This window comes from Streptomyces sporangiiformans (assembly GCF_005768555.2).
Lineage (GTDB): Bacteria > Actinomycetota > Actinomycetes > Streptomycetales > Streptomycetaceae > Streptomyces > Streptomyces sporangiiformans.
On record NZ_VCHX02000115.1, the window covers coordinates 1 to 17,366 of the forward strand.

General features: G+C 70.1%; 13 protein-coding genes. 10 read left to right on the plus strand and 3 right to left on the minus strand.

Features of this window, described 5'->3' with window-relative positions; all coding sequences use genetic code 11:
* The 10 genes from FGD71_RS14180 to FGD71_RS14225 all read left to right on the plus strand — a co-directional run.
* Positions 1-2,386 (plus strand): PQQ-dependent sugar dehydrogenase (locus tag FGD71_RS14180; protein WP_119100799.1); only part of this gene is annotated, 2,386 nt, incomplete at its 5' end.
* 17 nt (positions 2,387-2,403) lie between these two features.
* Positions 2,404-3,783, plus strand: coding sequence for a ThuA domain-containing protein (locus FGD71_RS14185; RefSeq protein ID WP_119100800.1), 1,380 nt, complete (start codon positions 2,404-2,406; stop codon positions 3,781-3,783).
* A gap of 126 nt (positions 3,784-3,909) precedes the next feature.
* The gene (locus FGD71_RS14190; RefSeq protein WP_119100801.1) at positions 3,910-5,073 is read left to right on the plus strand and encodes an inositol-3-phosphate synthase; all 1,164 of its coding nucleotides are present in this window, start codon (positions 3,910-3,912) and stop codon (positions 5,071-5,073) included.
* On the plus strand, positions 5,070-6,029 hold the full coding sequence (locus tag FGD71_RS14195; RefSeq protein ID WP_119100802.1) for an SCO3242 family prenyltransferase: 960 nt from the start codon (positions 5,070-5,072) through the stop codon (positions 6,027-6,029). The genes FGD71_RS14190 and FGD71_RS14195 overlap by 4 nt, the downstream gene beginning before the upstream one ends.
* Positions 6,026-7,000: a sugar phosphate isomerase/epimerase family protein gene (locus FGD71_RS14200; RefSeq protein ID WP_119100803.1), complete on the plus strand. Its 975-nt coding sequence runs from the start codon at positions 6,026-6,028 to the stop codon at positions 6,998-7,000. Before FGD71_RS14195 ends, FGD71_RS14200 begins: the two co-directional genes overlap by 4 nt.
* Positions 6,997-7,731, plus strand: coding sequence for an EboA domain-containing protein (locus tag FGD71_RS14205; RefSeq protein ID WP_119100804.1), 735 nt, complete (start codon positions 6,997-6,999; stop codon positions 7,729-7,731). Before FGD71_RS14200 ends, FGD71_RS14205 begins: the two co-directional genes overlap by 4 nt.
* Positions 7,731-8,606, plus strand: coding sequence for a TatD family hydrolase (locus tag FGD71_RS14210; RefSeq protein ID WP_119100805.1), 876 nt, complete (start codon positions 7,731-7,733; stop codon positions 8,604-8,606). The genes FGD71_RS14205 and FGD71_RS14210 overlap by 1 nt, the downstream gene beginning before the upstream one ends.
* A 3-nt stretch (positions 8,607-8,609) precedes the next feature.
* Positions 8,610-9,779: a metabolite traffic protein EboE gene (eboE, locus tag FGD71_RS14215; RefSeq protein WP_119100806.1), complete on the plus strand. Its 1,170-nt coding sequence runs from the start codon at positions 8,610-8,612 to the stop codon at positions 9,777-9,779.
* A 20-nt stretch (positions 9,780-9,799) separates the two neighbouring features.
* A complete protein-coding gene (locus tag FGD71_RS14220) occupies positions 9,800-11,209 on the plus strand; it encodes an alkaline phosphatase family protein (RefSeq protein WP_119100823.1) in 1,410 nt (469 codons plus the stop codon).
* Between the two features lie 115 nt (positions 11,210-11,324).
* Positions 11,325-12,380 (plus strand): sugar phosphate isomerase/epimerase family protein, encoded by a 1,056-nt coding sequence (locus FGD71_RS14225; RefSeq protein ID WP_119100807.1) that lies wholly within the window; start codon positions 11,325-11,327, stop codon positions 12,378-12,380.
* Between the two features lie 68 nt (positions 12,381-12,448).
* Here the strand turns inward: FGD71_RS14225 and FGD71_RS14230 are convergent, their stop codons facing one another.
* From FGD71_RS14230 to frc, 3 genes are all read right to left on the minus strand, one after another.
* A complete protein-coding gene (locus FGD71_RS14230) occupies positions 12,449-13,837 on the minus strand; it encodes an OFA family MFS transporter (protein ID WP_119100808.1) in 1,389 nt (462 codons plus the stop codon).
* 112 nt (positions 13,838-13,949) lie between these two features.
* Positions 13,950-16,100, minus strand: a complete 2,151-nt coding sequence (locus FGD71_RS14235) for an acetate--CoA ligase family protein (protein ID WP_119100809.1) — start codon at positions 16,098-16,100, stop codon at positions 13,950-13,952.
* 3 nt (positions 16,101-16,103) lie between these two features.
* Positions 16,104-17,360 carry a formyl-CoA transferase gene (gene frc / locus FGD71_RS14240; protein ID WP_119100824.1) on the minus strand — a complete coding sequence of 419 codons (1,257 nt, stop codon included), beginning with the start codon at positions 17,358-17,360 and terminating at the stop codon, positions 16,104-16,106.
* Positions 17,361-17,366: the final 6 nt, after the last annotated feature.

The window sequence follows — 17,366 nt, forward strand, 5'->3', positions numbered from 1 at the left end:
CGCCGAGCCCGGCGGCGCACCGGCCGCACCCGCCGCGCCTTCGGCCGCCGCCGCGGCGGCCGAGGACTTCCAGCAGGTCACCCTCGCCAAGGGCGAACCCGAGGTCGGCGAGCCCATGTCGCTGGCCGTCCTCCCGGACCGCTCGGTCCTGCACACCTCGCGCGACGGCGAACTCCGCCTGACCGACGCGGCCGGCACCACGAAGCTCGCGGGCAAACTCGACGTCTACTCGCACGACGAGGAGGGGCTGCAGGGCATCGGCGTCGACCCCGGCTTCGCCGACAACCGCTTCATCTACCTCTACTACGCCCCGCCGCTGGACACCCCGGCGGGTGACGCACCCGAGACGGGCACCGCCGCCGACTTCGCGCCCTTCGACGGCGTCAACCGGCTCTCGCGCTTCGTCCTGAAGACGGACGGCACCCTCGACACCGCCAGCGAGAAGAAGATCCTCGACGTCCCGGCGTCACGCGGCATCTGCTGCCACGTCGGCGGCGACATCGACTTCGACGCGGCCGGAAACCTCTACCTGTCGACCGGTGACGACTCCAACCCGTTCCAGTCGGACGGCTTCACCCCCATCGACGAGCGCGCGAACCGCAACCCCGCCTTCGACGCCCAGCGGACGGCCGGCAACACCAACGACCTGCGCGGCAAGATCCTCCGCGTCAAGGTGAACGCCGACGGCTCGTACTCCATACCCGACGGCAACCTCTTCGCGCCCGGAACGGACAAGACCCGCCCCGAGATCTACGCGATGGGCCTGCGCAACCCGTTCCGCTTCAGCGTCGACAAGAAGACCGGCATCCTGTACGTGGGTGAGTACGGCCCGGACGCCGGCGCCGCCGACCCCGCGCGCGGCCCCGCCGGCCAGGTCGAGTTCGCCCGTATCACCAAGCCCGGGAACTTCGGCTGGCCGTACTGCACGGGCAAGAACGACGCGTACAAGGACTACGACTTCGCCACCGGCACATCGGGCGAGGCCTTCGACTGCGACGCCCCCAAGAACACCTCGCCGAACAACACCGGCCTGACCGACCTGCCTCCCGCGCAGCCCGCCTGGATTCCCTACAACGGGGCGTCCGTACCGGAGTTCGGCGACGGCTCCGAGTCCCCGATGGGCGGCCCGGTCTACCACTACGACGCCGGCCTCGACTCGCCGGTCAAGTTCCCCGAGGCGTACGACGGGGACTTCTTCGCCGGGGAGTTCGGCCGCCGCTGGATCAAGCGGATCACCTCGGACGCCGACGGCACCGTGCAGTCCATCAACGACATCCCCTGGTCCGGCACCCAGGTGATGGACATGACCTTCGGCCCGGACGGCGCGCTGTACGTCCTCGACTACGGCATCTCATGGTTCGGCGGGGACGAGCACTCGGCTCTGTACCGGATCGAGAACGCCACCGACGGCCACTCACCCGTCGCGCAGGCCGCGGCCGACCGTACATCGGGCCAGGCGGCGCTGAGGGTGCGGTTCTCCTCCGCCGGCACCAGTGACGCCGACGGCGACGCCCTCACCTACAGCTGGGACTTCGGCGACGGCGGCAAGTCGACGTCGGCGAACCCCACGTACACGTACAAGAAGAACGGGACCTACACGGCGACGCTGACGGTCAAGGACTCGAGCGGCCGGACCGGCAGCGCGAGCGTGCGGATCGTCGTGGGCAACACGGCACCGAAGGTCACCCTGGAACTGCCGGGCGACGGGCAGTTGTTCAGCTTCGGGGACGCCGTGCCGTTCAAGGTCCAGGTCACCGACCCGGAGGACGGGACGATCGACTGCGCCCGCGTCAAGGTCACGTTCGTCCTCGGCCACGACAGCCATGGCCACCCGGTGACCTCGGCGAACGGCTGCTCCGGCACCCTCCAGACCAGCGCCGACGGCGGCCATGACGAGGACGCGAACATCTTCGGCGTCATCGACGCGGAGTACACCGACGGCGGTGGCGGCGGCCAGGAGGCACTCACCAGTCACGACCAGGCCGTCGCGCAGCCCAGGCACCGGCAGGCCGAGCACTTCGGGAAGGCCTCGGGAGCCAAGGTGCAGTCTCGTACCACCGCGCACGGCGCCAAGACCGTCGGCGACATCAACAGCGGCGACTGGATCTCCTTCGAGCCCTACGTCCTGCGCAACGCCACGAAGATCACGGCACGGGTCGCCTCCGGCGGCGCCGGCGGAAAGCTGGAGGTCCGCGCGGGCTCGCCCAAGGGGCGCCTCCTCGGCACCGCGACCGTCCCGGTGACCGGCGGCTGGGAGAACTACCAGGACGTCAGCGCGTCCCTGGCGGGCGCACCGCGCGGGACGACCACGCTCTACCTCGTCTTCAAGGGGCGGGGTACCGGCGCCCTGTACGAGGTGGACGACTTCACCTTCACGACAGGCTGAGGGGGGTGTGTGCTGCCATGCGAGCGACAGGCAGAACGGTGACCGCGCTGATGGGTGCCGCCCTGCTCATCGGGTGTGTGTCGGGGCCCGCAGCGTCGAAGGGGGCTGAGTCGAAGGGAGGACCCAGTGAGCGGGACCGGGTCCTGGTCTTCTCCAAGACCGCCGGGTTCCGGCACGATTCCATCCCCGACGGGATCAACGCCGTACGGGACCTCGGCGCCGCCCACGGATTCGCGGTGGACGCGACCGAGGACGCAGCGGCATTCACCTCGCGGAACCTGGCCCGCTACGACGCCGTGCTGTTCCTCTCCACCACGGGCGATGTGCTGAGCGATGCCCAACAGCGCGCCTTCGAGGGCTACATCCGGAGCGGTGGAGGCTATGTGGGCATCCACGCCGCCGCCGACACCGAGTACGACTGGGCCTTCTACGGCGGCCTGGCGGGCGCGTACTTCCAGTCGCATCCCGCCATTCAGCCGGCGAGGGTGGACGTCGAGGACCGTGCGCATCCGGCGACCGCGCATCTGGGTAAGGCCTGGGACCGCACGGACGAGTGGTACAACTACCGCTCCAATCCACGGGACCGGGCACATGTCCTGGCCTCGCTCGACGAGTCGTCGTACAGCGGCGGCACGATGAGTGGCGATCATCCGATCGCCTGGTGCCAGAACTACCAGGGTGGCCGCGCCTTCTACACCGGAGGCGGCCACACCAAGGAGTCGTACGCCGACCCCGCCTTCCGGCAGCACCTGCTGGGCGGGATCCGCTGGACCATCGGCGCGGCGCAGGCCGACTGCCGTCCGGAGAACGGGTATGCGCCCCTCTTCGACGGGACTGCCGAGTCGCTGTCGCGCTGGAAGCAGGCGGGCCCGGGTTCGTTCACGCTCTCGGACGACGGCACGCTCACGTCGTCCGGCGGCATGGGCATGCTCTGGTACGCGGCGACCGCGTTCGGCTCGTACTCGCTGAAGCTCGACTGGAAGACGGCGGGCGACGACAACTCCGGTGTCTTCGTGGGCTTCCCGGCCTCCGACGACCCCTGGTCGGCCGTCGCCAAGGGGTACGAGATCCAGATCGACGCCACGGACGCACCCGACCGCACGACCGGATCCGTCTACAGCTTCCAGTCCGCCGACATAGGCAAGCGCGACCGTGCGCTGAATCCGGCGGGGGAGTGGAACACGTACGAGATCCGCGTGGAGGGCGAACGGCTCCGCGTCTATCTCAACGGAGTGAAGATCAACGATTTCACCAACACCGATCCGGCGCGGAGCCTGCGCGACGGCCATGTCGGCATCCAGAACCACGGGGCCGACGACCAGGTGTCCTTCCGCGACATCCGGATCAAGGAACTGCCCGGGAAGGCGTCGAGGACTTCGGCTCCGCCGGGTGACTGAGCGACGGCGGGCGGGGGACGCCGGACTCCCGCCCGCCGTCTTTCCTCGTCGTCCTTCTGGTTCTTGTCCCGCCGGTCCTGGTTCCTGTACGGCTTGTTTGACTCGCGTACGAAAAGGAGGCTGCCCATGTCCGCCGACCCGTCCCCTTCCCAGCCCCGGGTGGGCGTGTGGCTGATCGGAGCGCGCGGCTCCGTCGCCACCACCGTCGTCGCGGGCTGCGCGGCCATGACCGCGGGCCTGCATCCCCCGACGGGCATGGTCACCGAGACCGACCTCTTCCACGGCGCCGGCCTGCCGGCGTTGTCGTCCCTCGTCTTCGGCGGCCACGACACCGTGGACTGTCCGCTGCCCAAGCGTGCGGAGGCCCTGGCCGCCGGAGGCGTCCTGCCGCACAGTCTCCCGTCTGCCGTGGCGGCCGAACTCGCCGCCGCCGACCGGGAGATCCGCCCGGGCGGTCCCGCACCGGGCGACACTCGGGACTCCACCGGCCTCATCGAGACGTTCACGGCGGACCTGCGGGACTTCCTGCACCGTCACCGTCTCGCGCGGGCGGTGGTGGTGAACGTGGCCTCCACGGAACCGGCCCCCACCGGGTCCGAACTCCCCGCGAGCTCGCTCTACGCCGCGGCTGCCCTACGGGCCGGCTGTCCGTATGTGAACTTCACACCCTCGACAGGCCTGCACCACCCGGCCCTTCAGGACCTGGCGGTCTCCCGCGGCCTGCCCTTCGCCGGCCGCGACGGCAAGACCGGCCAGACCCTGCTGCGGTCGGTCCTCGGCCCGATGTTCACGCAGCGCGCGCTGTCGGTCCGCGCCTGGTCCGGTACGAACCTGCTGGGCGGCGGTGACGGCGCGGCCCTGTCGGACCCGGCGGCCGCGGCGGCGAAGAACGCGGGCAAGGAACGCGTCCTCGCCGACACCCTCGACACGGTCCCCGAGGGCGACGTCCACATCGACGACGTACCGGCGCTCGGCGACTGGAAGACCGCCTGGGACCACATCGCCTTCGACGGCTTCCTCGGCACGCGCATGATCCTCCAGACCACCTGGCAGGGCTGCGACTCCGCCCTCGCCGCTCCTCTGGTCCTGGACCTGGCCCGCCTGCTGGCCCGGGCTCACGAGGCGGGACTCTCGGGCCCGCTCGGCGAACTGGGCTTCTACTTCAAGGACCCGCTGGGCGACGGTCCCGCAGCCCTGGGGGAGCAGTACGCGCAACTGGCGCGGTTCGCGGAACGGCTACGGGCGCCGGCGCCCTCGGAGCCGCGGGGTCTGCCGGGGGAGGGGCGATGAGGCCGAACCCCTGGGCCGAACTGCTCCGTCTCCCCGCCCTGTTCACCGTCCCCGGCGACGCGCTCGCGGGCGCCGCCGCGGCCGGAGCACGCCCGACCCCGCGCACGCTGCTCGCCATAGGGTCCTCCCTCTGCCTGTACGAGGCGGGCATGGCCCTGAACGACTGGGCCGACCGCACCGAGGACGCCATCGACCGTCCGCACCGCCCCTTGCCCTCAGGCCGCATCCGGCCCGCGGCCGCACTGGCGGCGGCCGGGGGCCTGACCGCAGCGGGCCTGACCCTGGCAGCCCGCGCGGGACGCCGGCCGTTCGCGGTGGCGGGGGCACTGGCGGCCACCGTCTGGTCGTACGACCTGGTCCTCAAACGCACGGCCGCGGGCCCCGCGGCGATGGCCACCGCCCGCGCCCTGGACCTCCTCCTCGGCGCGGCGGCGACCAGCGGTGACATCCGTGGGGCCCTGCCCTCCGCTCTGACGCTCGGCACCCACACCCTGGCCACCACCACGGTCTCCCGCCACGAGACCCAGGGAGGCACCTCCGTGGCCCCGTTGACCGCACTCGCCATCACCACGGCACTGACGTGGAGGATGACGCAAGGCCCTCGGGCCCGCGCCGACGACGTGGGCCCAGGACGGGGTGGCTGCGTCGAGAGTCCCGGCTTCGGCTCGGGACCCGTCCGCGGCCCCGGGTCACGCTCCTCGCGCGCCACCGCGGAAGCCGCCCTGCGCACCGCGCTCGCCGCCGCCTACGCCGCGACCTCCGCCCGCCCCCTCTTCCACGCCGCCCTCAACCCGTCACCCCCGCTCACCCAACGAGCCGTTGGCGGCGGCATCCGAGCCATGATCCCGCTCCAGGCCGCGCTCTCCGCCCGCTCGGGCGCCCTCACCACGGCCCTGGTGACCGCCGCCCTCGCCCCGGCCGCCCGCAAGTTCGCCCGGAAGGTGAGCGTGACATGAGCGCCCAGCCGGCCCACCGCCCCCGCACCCAGCCGCTGCCACAGCCGAATCGTCACCCCCTCCGCTACGGCTACGGCACCAACGGCCTCACCGACCTCCGCCTCGACGACGCCCTCTCCCTGCTCGCCGACCTCGGCTACGACGGCGTGGGCCTGACCCTCGACCACATGCATCTCGACCCGCTCGCACCGGACCTCGCGGCCCGCACCCGTCGCGTGGCGCGGAGGCTGGACGCGCTCGGTCTGGGCGTCACCGTCGAGACCGGCGCCCGCTATGTACTCGACCCGAGGCACAAGCACGGTCCGTCGCTGCTGGATCCGGATCCGGAGCAACGTGCCCGACGCGTCGACCTGCTCATCCGGGCCGTCCACGTCGCGACCGACCTCGGCGCCCACGCCGTGCACTGCTTCAGCGGCATCACCCCCGAGGGCACGGACGAGGACACCGCCTGGAAGCGCCTCGCCGAGACACTCGCTCCGGTCCTCGACGCCGCCACCACCGCCGGAATCCCGCTCGCCATCGAACCCGAACCGGGCCACCTCCTCGCCACACTCGACGACTTCCATCGTCTGCGCCGAACTCTCGGCAGTCCGGACGTCCTTAGCCTGACCCTCGACATCGGCCACTGCCAGTGCCTCGAACCCCTGTCACCCGCCGAGTGCGTCCGCGCCGCCGCACCCTGGCTGCGCCATGTCCAGATCGAGGACATGCGCCGCGGCATCCACGAACACCTCCCTTTCGGCGACGGAGAGATCGACTTCCCGCCCGTACTGGAAGCCCTGGCCGCCACCCGCTATCAGGGCCTGATCGTCGTCGAACTGCCCCGCCACTCCCACGCGGGTCCTCAGTTCGCTGAGCGGTCGCTCCCGTTCCTGCACCACGCCTCCGCCGCTGCGAGACCGTCCCAAGCCCCCGACGAGACCCCGATCCCCGGCGAGGAGCCCGTCGCCTCCGAAGGGAGAACCCCGTGACCCACTTCCCCGACGCATCAGCCGCTTCCTCCGATACTCCCTCCGCTCCTTCCTCCACCAGTGCGGTGGAACCCGTCTCCGCCCTGCGGGCCCGTCTGAACTCACAGCTGGACTCCGCCGCCCGCGCCTGGCTGGACCGGGCCCTGGACGAGGCGGCCGCTCACCCGGGCACACACGGGCCCATCTCCGCCTGGGAGTTGAGGATCGCCGAGGCGGGCCGCCGCTGTGGACCCGAGCACGCCGACACCGCACGCATACTCCTCCTGCACGCCGCCCGGGCAGACGCCGACGCCCTCGGTCGCGTCTACCGCCAGGGCACGGCCGCCGAACGTCGCGCCGTCCTGTACGCGTTGCCCCACCTCATGCCGGGCCCCGACGCCCTGCCGATCGTCGAGGACGCGCTGCGCACCAACGACACCCGCCTCGTCGCCGCAGCCGTCGGGCCGTATGCCGCCCGGCACCTGGACGCCCACAACTGGCGGCACGCGGTTCTTAAGTGCCTGTTCACCGGTGTCCCCATCGATGCGGTGGCCGACCTGCCCCACCGCGCCCGCGCCGACGCCGAACTGGCCCGCATGCTGGGCGACTACGCCGACGAACGCTCCGCCGCGGGCCGTCCCGTGCCCGACGACCTGCACCGTGTCCTGGCCCTGACCGAGCCCGGGAGCGACGCGCCCACCGCTTCGGCGCCGTCACCCCACCCCGGCACCCCGTCCGGCAAGGAGTCCTGATGCGCATCTTCGACCCCCACATCCACATGACGTCACGGACCACCGACGACTACGAAGCCATGCACGCCGCCGGCGTCCGAGCCCTGGTCGAACCCTCCTTCTGGCTCGGCCAGCCCCGCACCTCACCCGCCTCCTTCCTCGACTACTTCGACTCCCTCCTGGGCTGGGAACCCTTCCGCGCCGCCCAGTACGGCATCGCCCACCACTGCACGCTCGCCCTCAACCCCAAGGAGGCGAACGACCCCCGCTGCGTGCCCGTCCTGGACGAGCTGCCCCGCTATCTCGTCAAGGACCAGGTCGTGGCCGTCGGTGAGATCGGCTACGACTCGATGACCCCCGCCGAGGACACCGCACTGGCCCGGCAGCTCCAGCTCGCCGCCGACCACGAACTGCCCGCCCTCGTGCACACCCCGCACCGCGACAAGCTCGCGGGCCTGCGCCGCACCCTCGACGTCGTCCGGGAGTCCGCGCTGCCCCCGGACCGCGTGCTGGTCGACCACCTCAACGAGACCACGGTCAAGGAGGCCAAGGACGGCGGCTGCTGGCTCGGGTTCTCCGTGTATCCCGACACGAAGATGGACGAGGAGCGGATGGTCGAGGTCCTGCGGGAGTACGGGCCGGAGCGGATCCTGGTCAACTCCGCCGCCGACTGGGGCAGAAGCGACCCTCTCAAGACCCGCAAGGTCGGCGACGCCCTGCTCGAGGCGGGCTTCACCGAGGACGACGTCGACCAGGTGCTGTGGCGCAACCCCGTGGCCTTCTACGGACTCAGCGGCCGTCTCCACCTGGAGGTCGCCGGCACGGACGCCACCCATGAGGGCAACTCCATCCTCCGCGGCACTCCGGTCACCGACGCGGCGACCCGGGAGGCGTAGCCCATGCGCTTTCGCCACCCCGACGGTTCGACCGTCCACCTCGCCTACTGCACGAACGTCCACCCCGCCGAAACCCTCGACGGTGTCCTCGCCCAACTCCGCGAGCACTGCGAACCCGTACGCCGCCGCCTCGGCCGCGACCGCCTCGGCATCGGGCTGTGGCTGGCCAAGGACGCCGCCCACGCCCTCGTCACCGACCCGGCCGCCCTGCGCGGGCTGCGCACGGAACTCGATACCCGAGGCCTCGAAGTCGTCACCCTCAACGGCTTCCCGTATGAAGGGTTCGGCGCCGAAGAGGTCAAGTACCGCGTGTACAAGCCGGACTGGGCCGACGCCGAACGACTCGACCACACCACCGCCCTCGCCCGTGTCCTCGCCGGACTGCTCCCCGACGACGTCACCGAAGGCTCCGTCTCCACACTGCCGCTCGCCTGGCGCACCGCCTATGACGACACCCGCGCCACCGACGCCCACACGGCCCTCGCCACCCTCGCCGAACGTCTGGACGCCCTGGAGGAGCTGACCGGCCGCTCCATCCGCATCGGCCTTGAGCCGGAGCCCGGCTGCATCGTCGAAACCACCACGGACGCCATCGCCCCGCTCACCGCGATCGGCCACGACCGCATCGGCGTCTGCGTCGACACCTGTCACCTCGCCACCTCCTTCGAAGATCCGCACACCGCCCTGGACGCGCTGACCGCCGCCCGCGTCCCCGTCGTCAAGTCCCAGCTCTCAGCCGCGCTGCACGCCGAGCACCCGCACCTGCCGGAAGTCCGCGAGGCCCTCGCCGCCTTCGACGAACCCCGCTTCCTGCACCAGACCCGCACCGGGACCGCGGCCGGACTGCGAGGCACCGACGACCTCGGCGAAGCCCTCAAGGGCGACTCCCTCCCCGAGGCGTCCCCGTGGCGCGCCCACTTCCACGTCCCGCTGCACGCGGCCCCCTCCGCACCCCTCACCTCCACGCTGCCCGTACTCAAGGACGCGCTGACCCGGCTCGTGGGCGGCCCGCACCCGCTCACCCGCCATCTGGAGGTCGAGACCTACACCTGGCAGGCCCTCCCGCCCGAGCTCCGCCCCCGCACCCGAGCTCAGCTCGCCGACGGCATCGCCGCCGAACTCACCCTCGCCCGCGATCTGTTGACGGATCTCGGTCTGAAGGAGCTGCCTTGAAACAGACGGTGAACGAGACCGTGCACCAGTCCGCGGACCGCGCCCCGGAACCCGGCGACCCCACCCCTCTCCTCGTCCTCGACGTCGTCGGCCTCACCCCCCGTCTGCTCGACCACATGCCCCACCTCAAAGCCCTCGGCCAGTCCGGCTCCCGGGCTCACCTCGGCACTGTTCTGCCCGCCGTCACCTGCGCCGCCCAGTCCACGTTCCTCACCGGCACCCACCCCGCCGAGCACGGCATCGTCGGCAACGGCTGGTACTTCCGCGAACTCGGCGACGTACTGCTGTGGCGCCAGCACAACGGCCTGGTGTCCGGAGACAAGCTGTGGGACGCCGCCCGTCGCGCGCACCCCGGCTACACCGTCGCCAATATCTGCTGGTGGTACGCCATGGGCGCCGACACCGACATCACCATCACCCCCCGCCCGATCTACTACGCCGACGGCCGCAAGGAACCCGACTGCTACACCAGGCCCCCGGCCCTGCACGACGAACTCACCGAGAAATTCGGCACGTTCCCGCTCTTCCACTTCTGGGGTCCCGGCGCCGACCTCGTCTCCAGCCGCTGGATCATCGACGCGACCCGCCACATCCTGCGCACCCGCCGCCCGGACCTGACCCTGTGCTATCTCCCTCATCTCGACTACGACCTGCAGCGCTTCGGCCCCGACGACCCGCGCTCCCTGAAAGCGGCCGCCGACCTGGACGCGGCCATGGCCCCCCTGCTCGACGACGCGCGAGCGGAAGGCCGTACCGTCGTCGCCCTGTCCGAGTACGGCATCACCCGCGCGGACCGCCCCATCGACATCAACCGCGCGCTGCGCCGCGCCGGTCTCCTCGAGGTGCACACACAGGACGGCATGGAGTACCTCGACCCGATGGCCTCACGGGCCTTCGCCGTCGCCGACCACCAGATCGCCCACGTCTACGTACGCCGCCCGGAAGACCTCGACGTCACCCGGGCAGCACTCGCCGATCTGCCCGGCATCGAGCAACTCCTCGACGACGAAGGCAAGAAGACCCATCACCTCGACCATCCGCGCTCCGGCGAACTCGTCGCCGTCGCGGAGCCGGACGCCTGGTTCACGTACTACTACTGGCTCGACGACGCGCACGCGCCCGACTTCGCGCGGCTCGTCGAGATCCACCGCAAACCCGGCTACGACCCGGTCGAGCTCTTCATGGATCCGCTCGACCCGTACGTCAAGGTCAAGGCGGCGGGCGCACTGGCCCGAAAGAAGCTCGGCATGCGCTACCGCATGGCGGTCGTGCCCCTCGACCCGTCACCTATTCGCGGCAGCCACGGCCGCCTTCCCACGAGCGACGACGACGGTCCGCTCATCATCTGCTCCACCCCCCGCGCTGTCGGCGACCGCCTCGCGGCCACCGACGTGAAATCACTGCTGCTCCAACTCGCCGGTCTCGGCTGACCGCCACGACCGGCGCGCCTCGGCCTTCGGGCCGCAAGCGACCTGTCTCTTCCGACTGGTCACAAGTGAAGCACTCACCACTGACAACGCCCTCCGACATCGAGGAGTTCCAGGCATGAGCCGCTCCAGCCGCACCACTGTCACGGCCCGCACCAGCAAGAACGACGACCCCGAGCTCACCCATCGCCTCAGCAGACGAGGGATGCTCGGTGTGGCCGCCGGCGCCACCGCGGCCGCCCTGCTCGGCACGGCGGCGACCACCCCCGCCTCGGCCGCCGAAGCAGGCCGTAGCCGCCCCGTCCTGCCGCCCGGCCGACTCGGCATCCAGCTCTACAGCCTCCGCGACAAGGTCTCCACGCTCGGCTTCGCGCCCGTCTTCGCCGAGCTGGAGAAGTACGGGTACGACGAGGTCGAGTTCGCCGGATACACCCAGGGCTCGGCGGGCCCCATCACGCTTGCCCAGCTCAAGCGACTGGCCCGCGACCACGGCCTGAATCCCATAGGCAGCCACGTCGGCTACTACTCCAGCGATCCGAACGCGTACACCTTCGCCCAGAACCTCACCAAGGTCCTCGACGACGCCCAGGCCCTCGGTCTCAAGCACATCGGCACCGCGTCCAGCCCGTTCCGCTACGGCTCGACCGTCGACGCGTGGAAGCGCGCCGCCGAGGAGTTCAACACCTACGGTGCGGCGGCCAAGGCGCGCGGCATCAAGTTCTACCAGCACAACCACTCGGAGGAGTTCTCCTTCGCCACCGACAAGCCGGGCGTCCGTCTCTACGACGTGCTGCTGGCCGAGACCGACCCGAAACTCGTCTACCTGGAGATGGACATCTACTGGGCGTATGTGGGCCAGTTCCGCTTCTCCAAGCGGGCCGACGGCACACCGGCGCCCTTCGAGCCCCTCGACTACGTGCTGAAGCGGCCGGGCCGCTATCCGCTCTTCCACGTGAAGGACGGCGTGAGCGAACCGTCGAACCCCTTCGGCTACCGCATGGTCGACGTCGGCGACGGCGACATCGACTACCAGCGCTTCATCTCCGGTGTCACGCGCCTGCACGGCCACCGGCTCGCCCACCACTGGCAGGCCGAACACGACAACCCCACCGAGTCGTTCACCTTCGCACGCCGTTCGAGCGAGCATCTGCACTCCCTGCGTGAGAAGTGCTGACGACCCGTAGCGCACGCGAAGGGGCCTCCCCATCACCGTGGGGAGGCCCCTTCGCGTGGTCCGTCAACTCAGGCCATCTCCTCTCCGATCGGGTGCGGGTTGGGAGCGATGTCCCGCTTGCGGGGCCGTCCCGGCGGGTGCAGGAAGATGGCCACGAAGCCGGCGAACAACGAGATGGAACCGGCGAGGACGAAGGCGCCCGCGTAGTCCCAGGCACCCACGACCACGGCGCCCATGCCGGATCCCAGCAGGCCGGACACCAGCTTGGAGCTGTAGACGAGGCCGTAGTTGGAGGCGTTGTTGTTCTCGCCGAAGTAGTCCGCGGTCATCGCCGCGAACATGGGGAAGATCGCGCCCCCACCGAATCCGGAGATGCTGGAGAACACCAGGAACAGCGGCAGGTTGCCGATGTTGCCGGACCAGAGGATGCCGTACTGCGACAGACCCAGCACGATGCAGACGAAGATCAGACACTGCTTACGGCCGTACCGGTCGGAGAGCCAGCCGATGACGCCACGCCCGGTGCCGTTCACGATCGCCTTCATGGACATGGCGGTCGCCACGATTCCGCCCGCGAAGCCGACGTCATTGCCGAACGGCACCTGGAAGGCGATGCCGAAGATGTTGACGCCCGAGGTGCACAGCAGGCAGAACCACATGAGGGCCACCCGGCCCGTCCGCCACGCCTCGGCCGGGGTGTACTGCTTCACGGCCGGCGGGTTCTTCTCCAGTGCGCGCCGCGCGCGCGGGTCGTCCGGCTTCCGCAGCGGGTCGACCTCGGCAGGCCACCAGTTCTTCGGCGGATCCTGGAAGAAGTAGCCGGCCACGGCGACGACCGCCGCGAGGAAGACACCGACGGAGACGAGCACCCAGCGGAAGTTCGTCAGATCCATGAAGCCGGTGAAGATGAACACGAACGGCACCGAGCCGTAGGCGAAGCCGCCGTTGACGAAGCCGGTCTTGCCGCCCTTGCGCTCCGGGTACCACTTGCCCACCATGTTGACGCAGGTCGCGTAGACCATGCCGGCGCCCATGCCGCTGAACATGCCGAAGCCCAGGTACGCGACGACCACGTGCGGTGCGTACGCGAGTGACACGTAACCGAGGAGAGTGCCTACCGCGCCCAGCATCATCGCCCAGCGGGCGGGCAGCTTGCCGCTCTCCCGGAGTTTTCCGGCCGGGAAGGCCACCGCCGCCTGGAAGAACACCCACACACCGAGCATCCAGAAGATGTGCCCGTTGCTCCAGTGGTGTGCCGTGTGCAGAGTCTCCTCGGCGGACGCGAACGCGTACTCCGCCGAACTGATGCCCATCATGCCCACCCAGGGCAGGATGACCATCCACTTGCGTTTGCGGCCCATGATGTCGATGTCGGATTCACCGATCCGGTACATCCGGCCGTTGGCGTCCGTCACCTCCCTGTAGGGGACGGAAGTGGAGATGTCAGTTGTCGCCATGTCGATCGAACCCTTCGCGTGGAAGAAGTCTGGCCAGCGCCCCCTGTCCGTGTTTCTTCGCGCAGGGCCCGCGGTGAGCGGTCTCCGCGGGCCCCGTGGTTCGAGCCGTCGCTCAGCTCATCGACCGCCTCCCCAACAACCCCGCGGCCCGCGCCCACCTGTACTTCGCGCCCAGCACGGCCACCGGCTTCTCGGTCGTGTACGGGTACGCCACGACGCCCCGCTCGAAGAGGTACTGGCAGGCCTCCTCGACCTCGACGTCGCCCGCGAGCGACGCCACCACGGGCTTCTCGATCCCGCGCTCACGGAACTCGGCCACCACGCGCGCGGTGAGCTCGGCGAAGACCATGGGAGGGGTCACGATGGTGTGCCAGTAGCCGAGGACGAGCGAGTGGATCCGCGGGTCCTCAAGGCCGAGCCTGATCGTCGCCTCGTACGTCGACGGGGGCTCGCCTCCGGTGATGTCCACCGGGTTGCCGGCGGCTCCGAAGGGCGGGATGAACTTCCGGAAGGCCTCGTCAAGGTCCGGCGGAATCTCCATCAAGGAGAGGCCGTTGTCGGTCACCGCGTCGGACAGCAGTACGCCACTGCCGCCGGCGCCCGTGATGATCACGACGTTGTCGCCCCGCGGGGTCGGAAGCACGGGCAACGCGCGCGCGTACTCCAGCATTTCGTTCAGCCCGGGTGCCCGGATGACACCGGCCTGCTTCAGGATGTCGTCGTACACGGCGTCGTCGCCCGCGAGCGCGCCGGTGTGCGAGCCCGCCGCCTTCGCGCCCGCCGCCGTACGGCCCGCCTTCAGCACCACGACCGGCTTCTTCAAAACCGTCGCCCGCGCCGCGTCCACGAAGGCGCGCCCGTCCTTGAGGTCCTCCAAGTGCATGGCGATGCACTGGGTGTTGGGGTCCTCGCCGAACCAGGTCAGCAGGTCGTCCTCGTCCAGGTCGGACTTGTTGCCGAGCCCCACGATCGCCGAAACACCCGTCTTCGTAGTGCGCGCGAAACCCAGAATGGCCATCCCTATGCCACCGGACTGCGAGGTGAGCGCGACGCCGCCCTTGACGTCGTACGGCGTGCAGAACGTGGCACACAGGTCCTGCCACGTCGAGTAGTAGCCGTAGATGTTCGGCCCGAGCAGCCGCACGCCGTGCCGTTCGGCGATCGCCACGATCTCCGCCTGCAACGCGTGCTCACCGGTCTCCGCGAAACCGGAGGGAATCAGTACGGCGTTGGGGATCCCCTTGCGCCCCACCTCCTCCAGGGCCGATGCCACGAACTTGGCGGGGATCGCGAAGACCGCCACATCCACCTCGCCGGGAACGTCGGTGACACTCTTGTACGCCTTGCGGCCCAGAATGTCATCGGCCTTGGGGTTCACCGGGTGGATCTCACCGGAGAAGCCGCCGTCGACGAGGTTGCGCATCACCGAATTGCCGATCTTGCCCTGCTCGTTGGAGGCACCGATCACGGCGACCGAGGAGGGCTGCATCAGACGGCGCATGGAGGTGAGGATCTCCTCGCGCGTGTAGGTGCGACGTGCCTTCGGGACCGAGTCCGCGAGGATCACGCGGATGTCCGCCGCGACCGCCCCCTCCGCGGTCGCGATCACCGGATTGAGGTCCACCTCGGCGATCTCCGGGAAGTCCGCGACGAGTTCGGAGACCCGGCGTATCTGCTCGGCGATCGCCCATCGGTCCACGGCCGGCCCACCGCGCACCCCGTGCAGGATCTCCGCGGACCGGATCGAGTCCAGCATCGACAAGGCCTCGTCCGCGTCCACGGGCGCCAGCCGGAACGTGACGTCCTTCAGGACCTCCACCAGCACACCGCCGAGCCCGAAGGCGACGATCTTCCCGAACGTGGGATCGGTGACCGCTCCGACGATGACCTCCTGCCCCTGGGGGAGCAGTTCCTGCACCTGGACGCCCTCGATACGGGCCTCGGGCGCGTACGCGCGCGCGTTGTCGATGACTTCACGGAAGGCGGCCCTGACGTCGCTCGCGCCTTCCACGCCGACGATCACGCCGCCCGCATCCGTCTTGTGCAGGATGTCCGGAGAGACGATCTTCATCACGACGGGTCCGCCGAACCGCGCCGCGTACGCGACCGCTTCCTCGACGTCCGTCGCCAGCTCCTCGCCGGGCACGGCGATCGCGTACGCGTCGGCGATCACCTTGCCCTCGGGCGCGGTCAGCGCGGTCCGCCCCTCGGCCCGTACGGCGTCGAGGAGCGTACGCACCCTCAGCACCCGGTCTTCGGCCATCAATCAGATCACTCCGTTCGACTTGAGCAGGCGCAGCTCCTCGTCGCCGAGACCGAGCTCGCCGACGTACACCTCTTCGTTGTGTTCGCCGAGCAGCGGCGAAGTGGCCACGTCCACGGGGGAGTCGGAGAGCTTCAGCGGGCTGCCCACGGTCACGAACTCGCCGCGTTCCGGGTGCGGCACCGTGACGACCATCTCGTTGGCGACCAGCGACTCGTCCTCGACGATCTCCTTGGTGGAGAGGATCGGGCCGCAGGGGATGTTGTGGGCGTTGAGCCTCTCCAGGACCTCCCACTTGGGGAGCGTGGCGGACCATTCCTCGATGAGCTGGAACATCTTGTTGAGCTTGGGCAGGCGCGCCTCGGGCGTCGCCCACTCGGGGTCGCCCGCGAGCTCCGGACGTCCGATGAGCTCGGTGATCGGCTGCCAGCCGACGGGCTGCACGATGACGTACACGTAGTCGTTGGGCCCGCCCGGCGCGCACTTGACCGCCCAGCCGGGCTGACCGCCGCCCGACGCGTTTCCCGAGCGGGGAACCTCGTCGCCGAAGTCGTCGTTTGGATATTCAGCGAGCGGGCCGTGGGCCAGGCGCTGCTGATCGCGCAGCTTCACCCGGCAGAGGTTGAGCACAGCGTGCTGCATGGCCACGTTGACCCGCTGACCGCGCCCGGTGTTCTCCCGCTGAAGCAGCGCCGCGAGAATCCCCGCCACGGCGTGGATGCCCGTGCCCGAGTCCCCGATCTGGGCCCCCGTCGCCAGCGGCGGCCCGTCCTCGAAGCCGGTGGTCGACATCGACCCGCCCATGGCCTGAGCGACGACCTCGTACGCCTTGAAGTTGGTGTACGGACCCTCCCCGAACCCCTTGATGGAGGCATAGACGATTCGCGGATTGATCTCCTGGATGCGGTCCCAGGTGAAGCCCATGCGGTCGACCGCGCCCGGTCCGAAGTTCTCGACCATGACGTCGGAGCGCCGGATCAGCTCGGTGAGGATCTCCTTGCCGCGCTCGGTCTTGGTGTTGAGCGTGATGCTCCGCTTGTTGCAGTTGAGCATCGTGAAGTAGAGGGAGTCGACGTCCGGAAGGTCGCGCAGCTGCCCCCGCGTGATGTCACCGGTCGGCGCCTCCAGCTTGACGACGTCCGCCCCGAGCCAGGCCAGCAACTGGGTTGCGGAGGGGCCCGACTGGACGTGCGTCATGTCGAGGACGCGGATGCCTTCGAGAGCCTTGGTGCCGGCGGTGCGGATCGGCGTTTCCGTCATGAAGGC

Excerpts from the sequence above, each read along its gene's own strand:
- FGD71_RS14235 (WP_119100809.1), bottom strand. The coding sequence starts at position 16,100 with ATGGCCGAAGACCGGGTGCTGAGGGTGCGTACGCTCCTCGACGCCGTA.
- FGD71_RS14195 (WP_119100802.1), top strand. The coding sequence starts at position 5,070 with ATGAGGCCGAACCCCTGGGCCGAACTGCTCCGTCTCCCCGCCCTGTTC.
- FGD71_RS14230 (WP_119100808.1), bottom strand. The coding sequence starts at position 13,837 with ATGGCGACAACTGACATCTCCACTTCCGTCCCCTACAGGGAGGTGACG.
- frc (WP_119100824.1), bottom strand. The coding sequence starts at position 17,360 with ATGACGGAAACGCCGATCCGCACCGCCGGCACCAAGGCTCTCGAAGGC.
- FGD71_RS14200 (WP_119100803.1), top strand. The coding sequence starts at position 6,026 with ATGAGCGCCCAGCCGGCCCACCGCCCCCGCACCCAGCCGCTGCCACAG.
- FGD71_RS14210 (WP_119100805.1), top strand. The coding sequence starts at position 7,731 with ATGCGCATCTTCGACCCCCACATCCACATGACGTCACGGACCACCGAC.
- FGD71_RS14185 (WP_119100800.1), top strand. The coding sequence starts at position 2,404 with ATGCGAGCGACAGGCAGAACGGTGACCGCGCTGATGGGTGCCGCCCTG.
- FGD71_RS14190 (WP_119100801.1), top strand. The coding sequence starts at position 3,910 with ATGTCCGCCGACCCGTCCCCTTCCCAGCCCCGGGTGGGCGTGTGGCTG.
- eboE (WP_119100806.1), top strand. The coding sequence starts at position 8,610 with ATGCGCTTTCGCCACCCCGACGGTTCGACCGTCCACCTCGCCTACTGC.
- FGD71_RS14225 (WP_119100807.1), top strand. The coding sequence starts at position 11,325 with ATGAGCCGCTCCAGCCGCACCACTGTCACGGCCCGCACCAGCAAGAAC.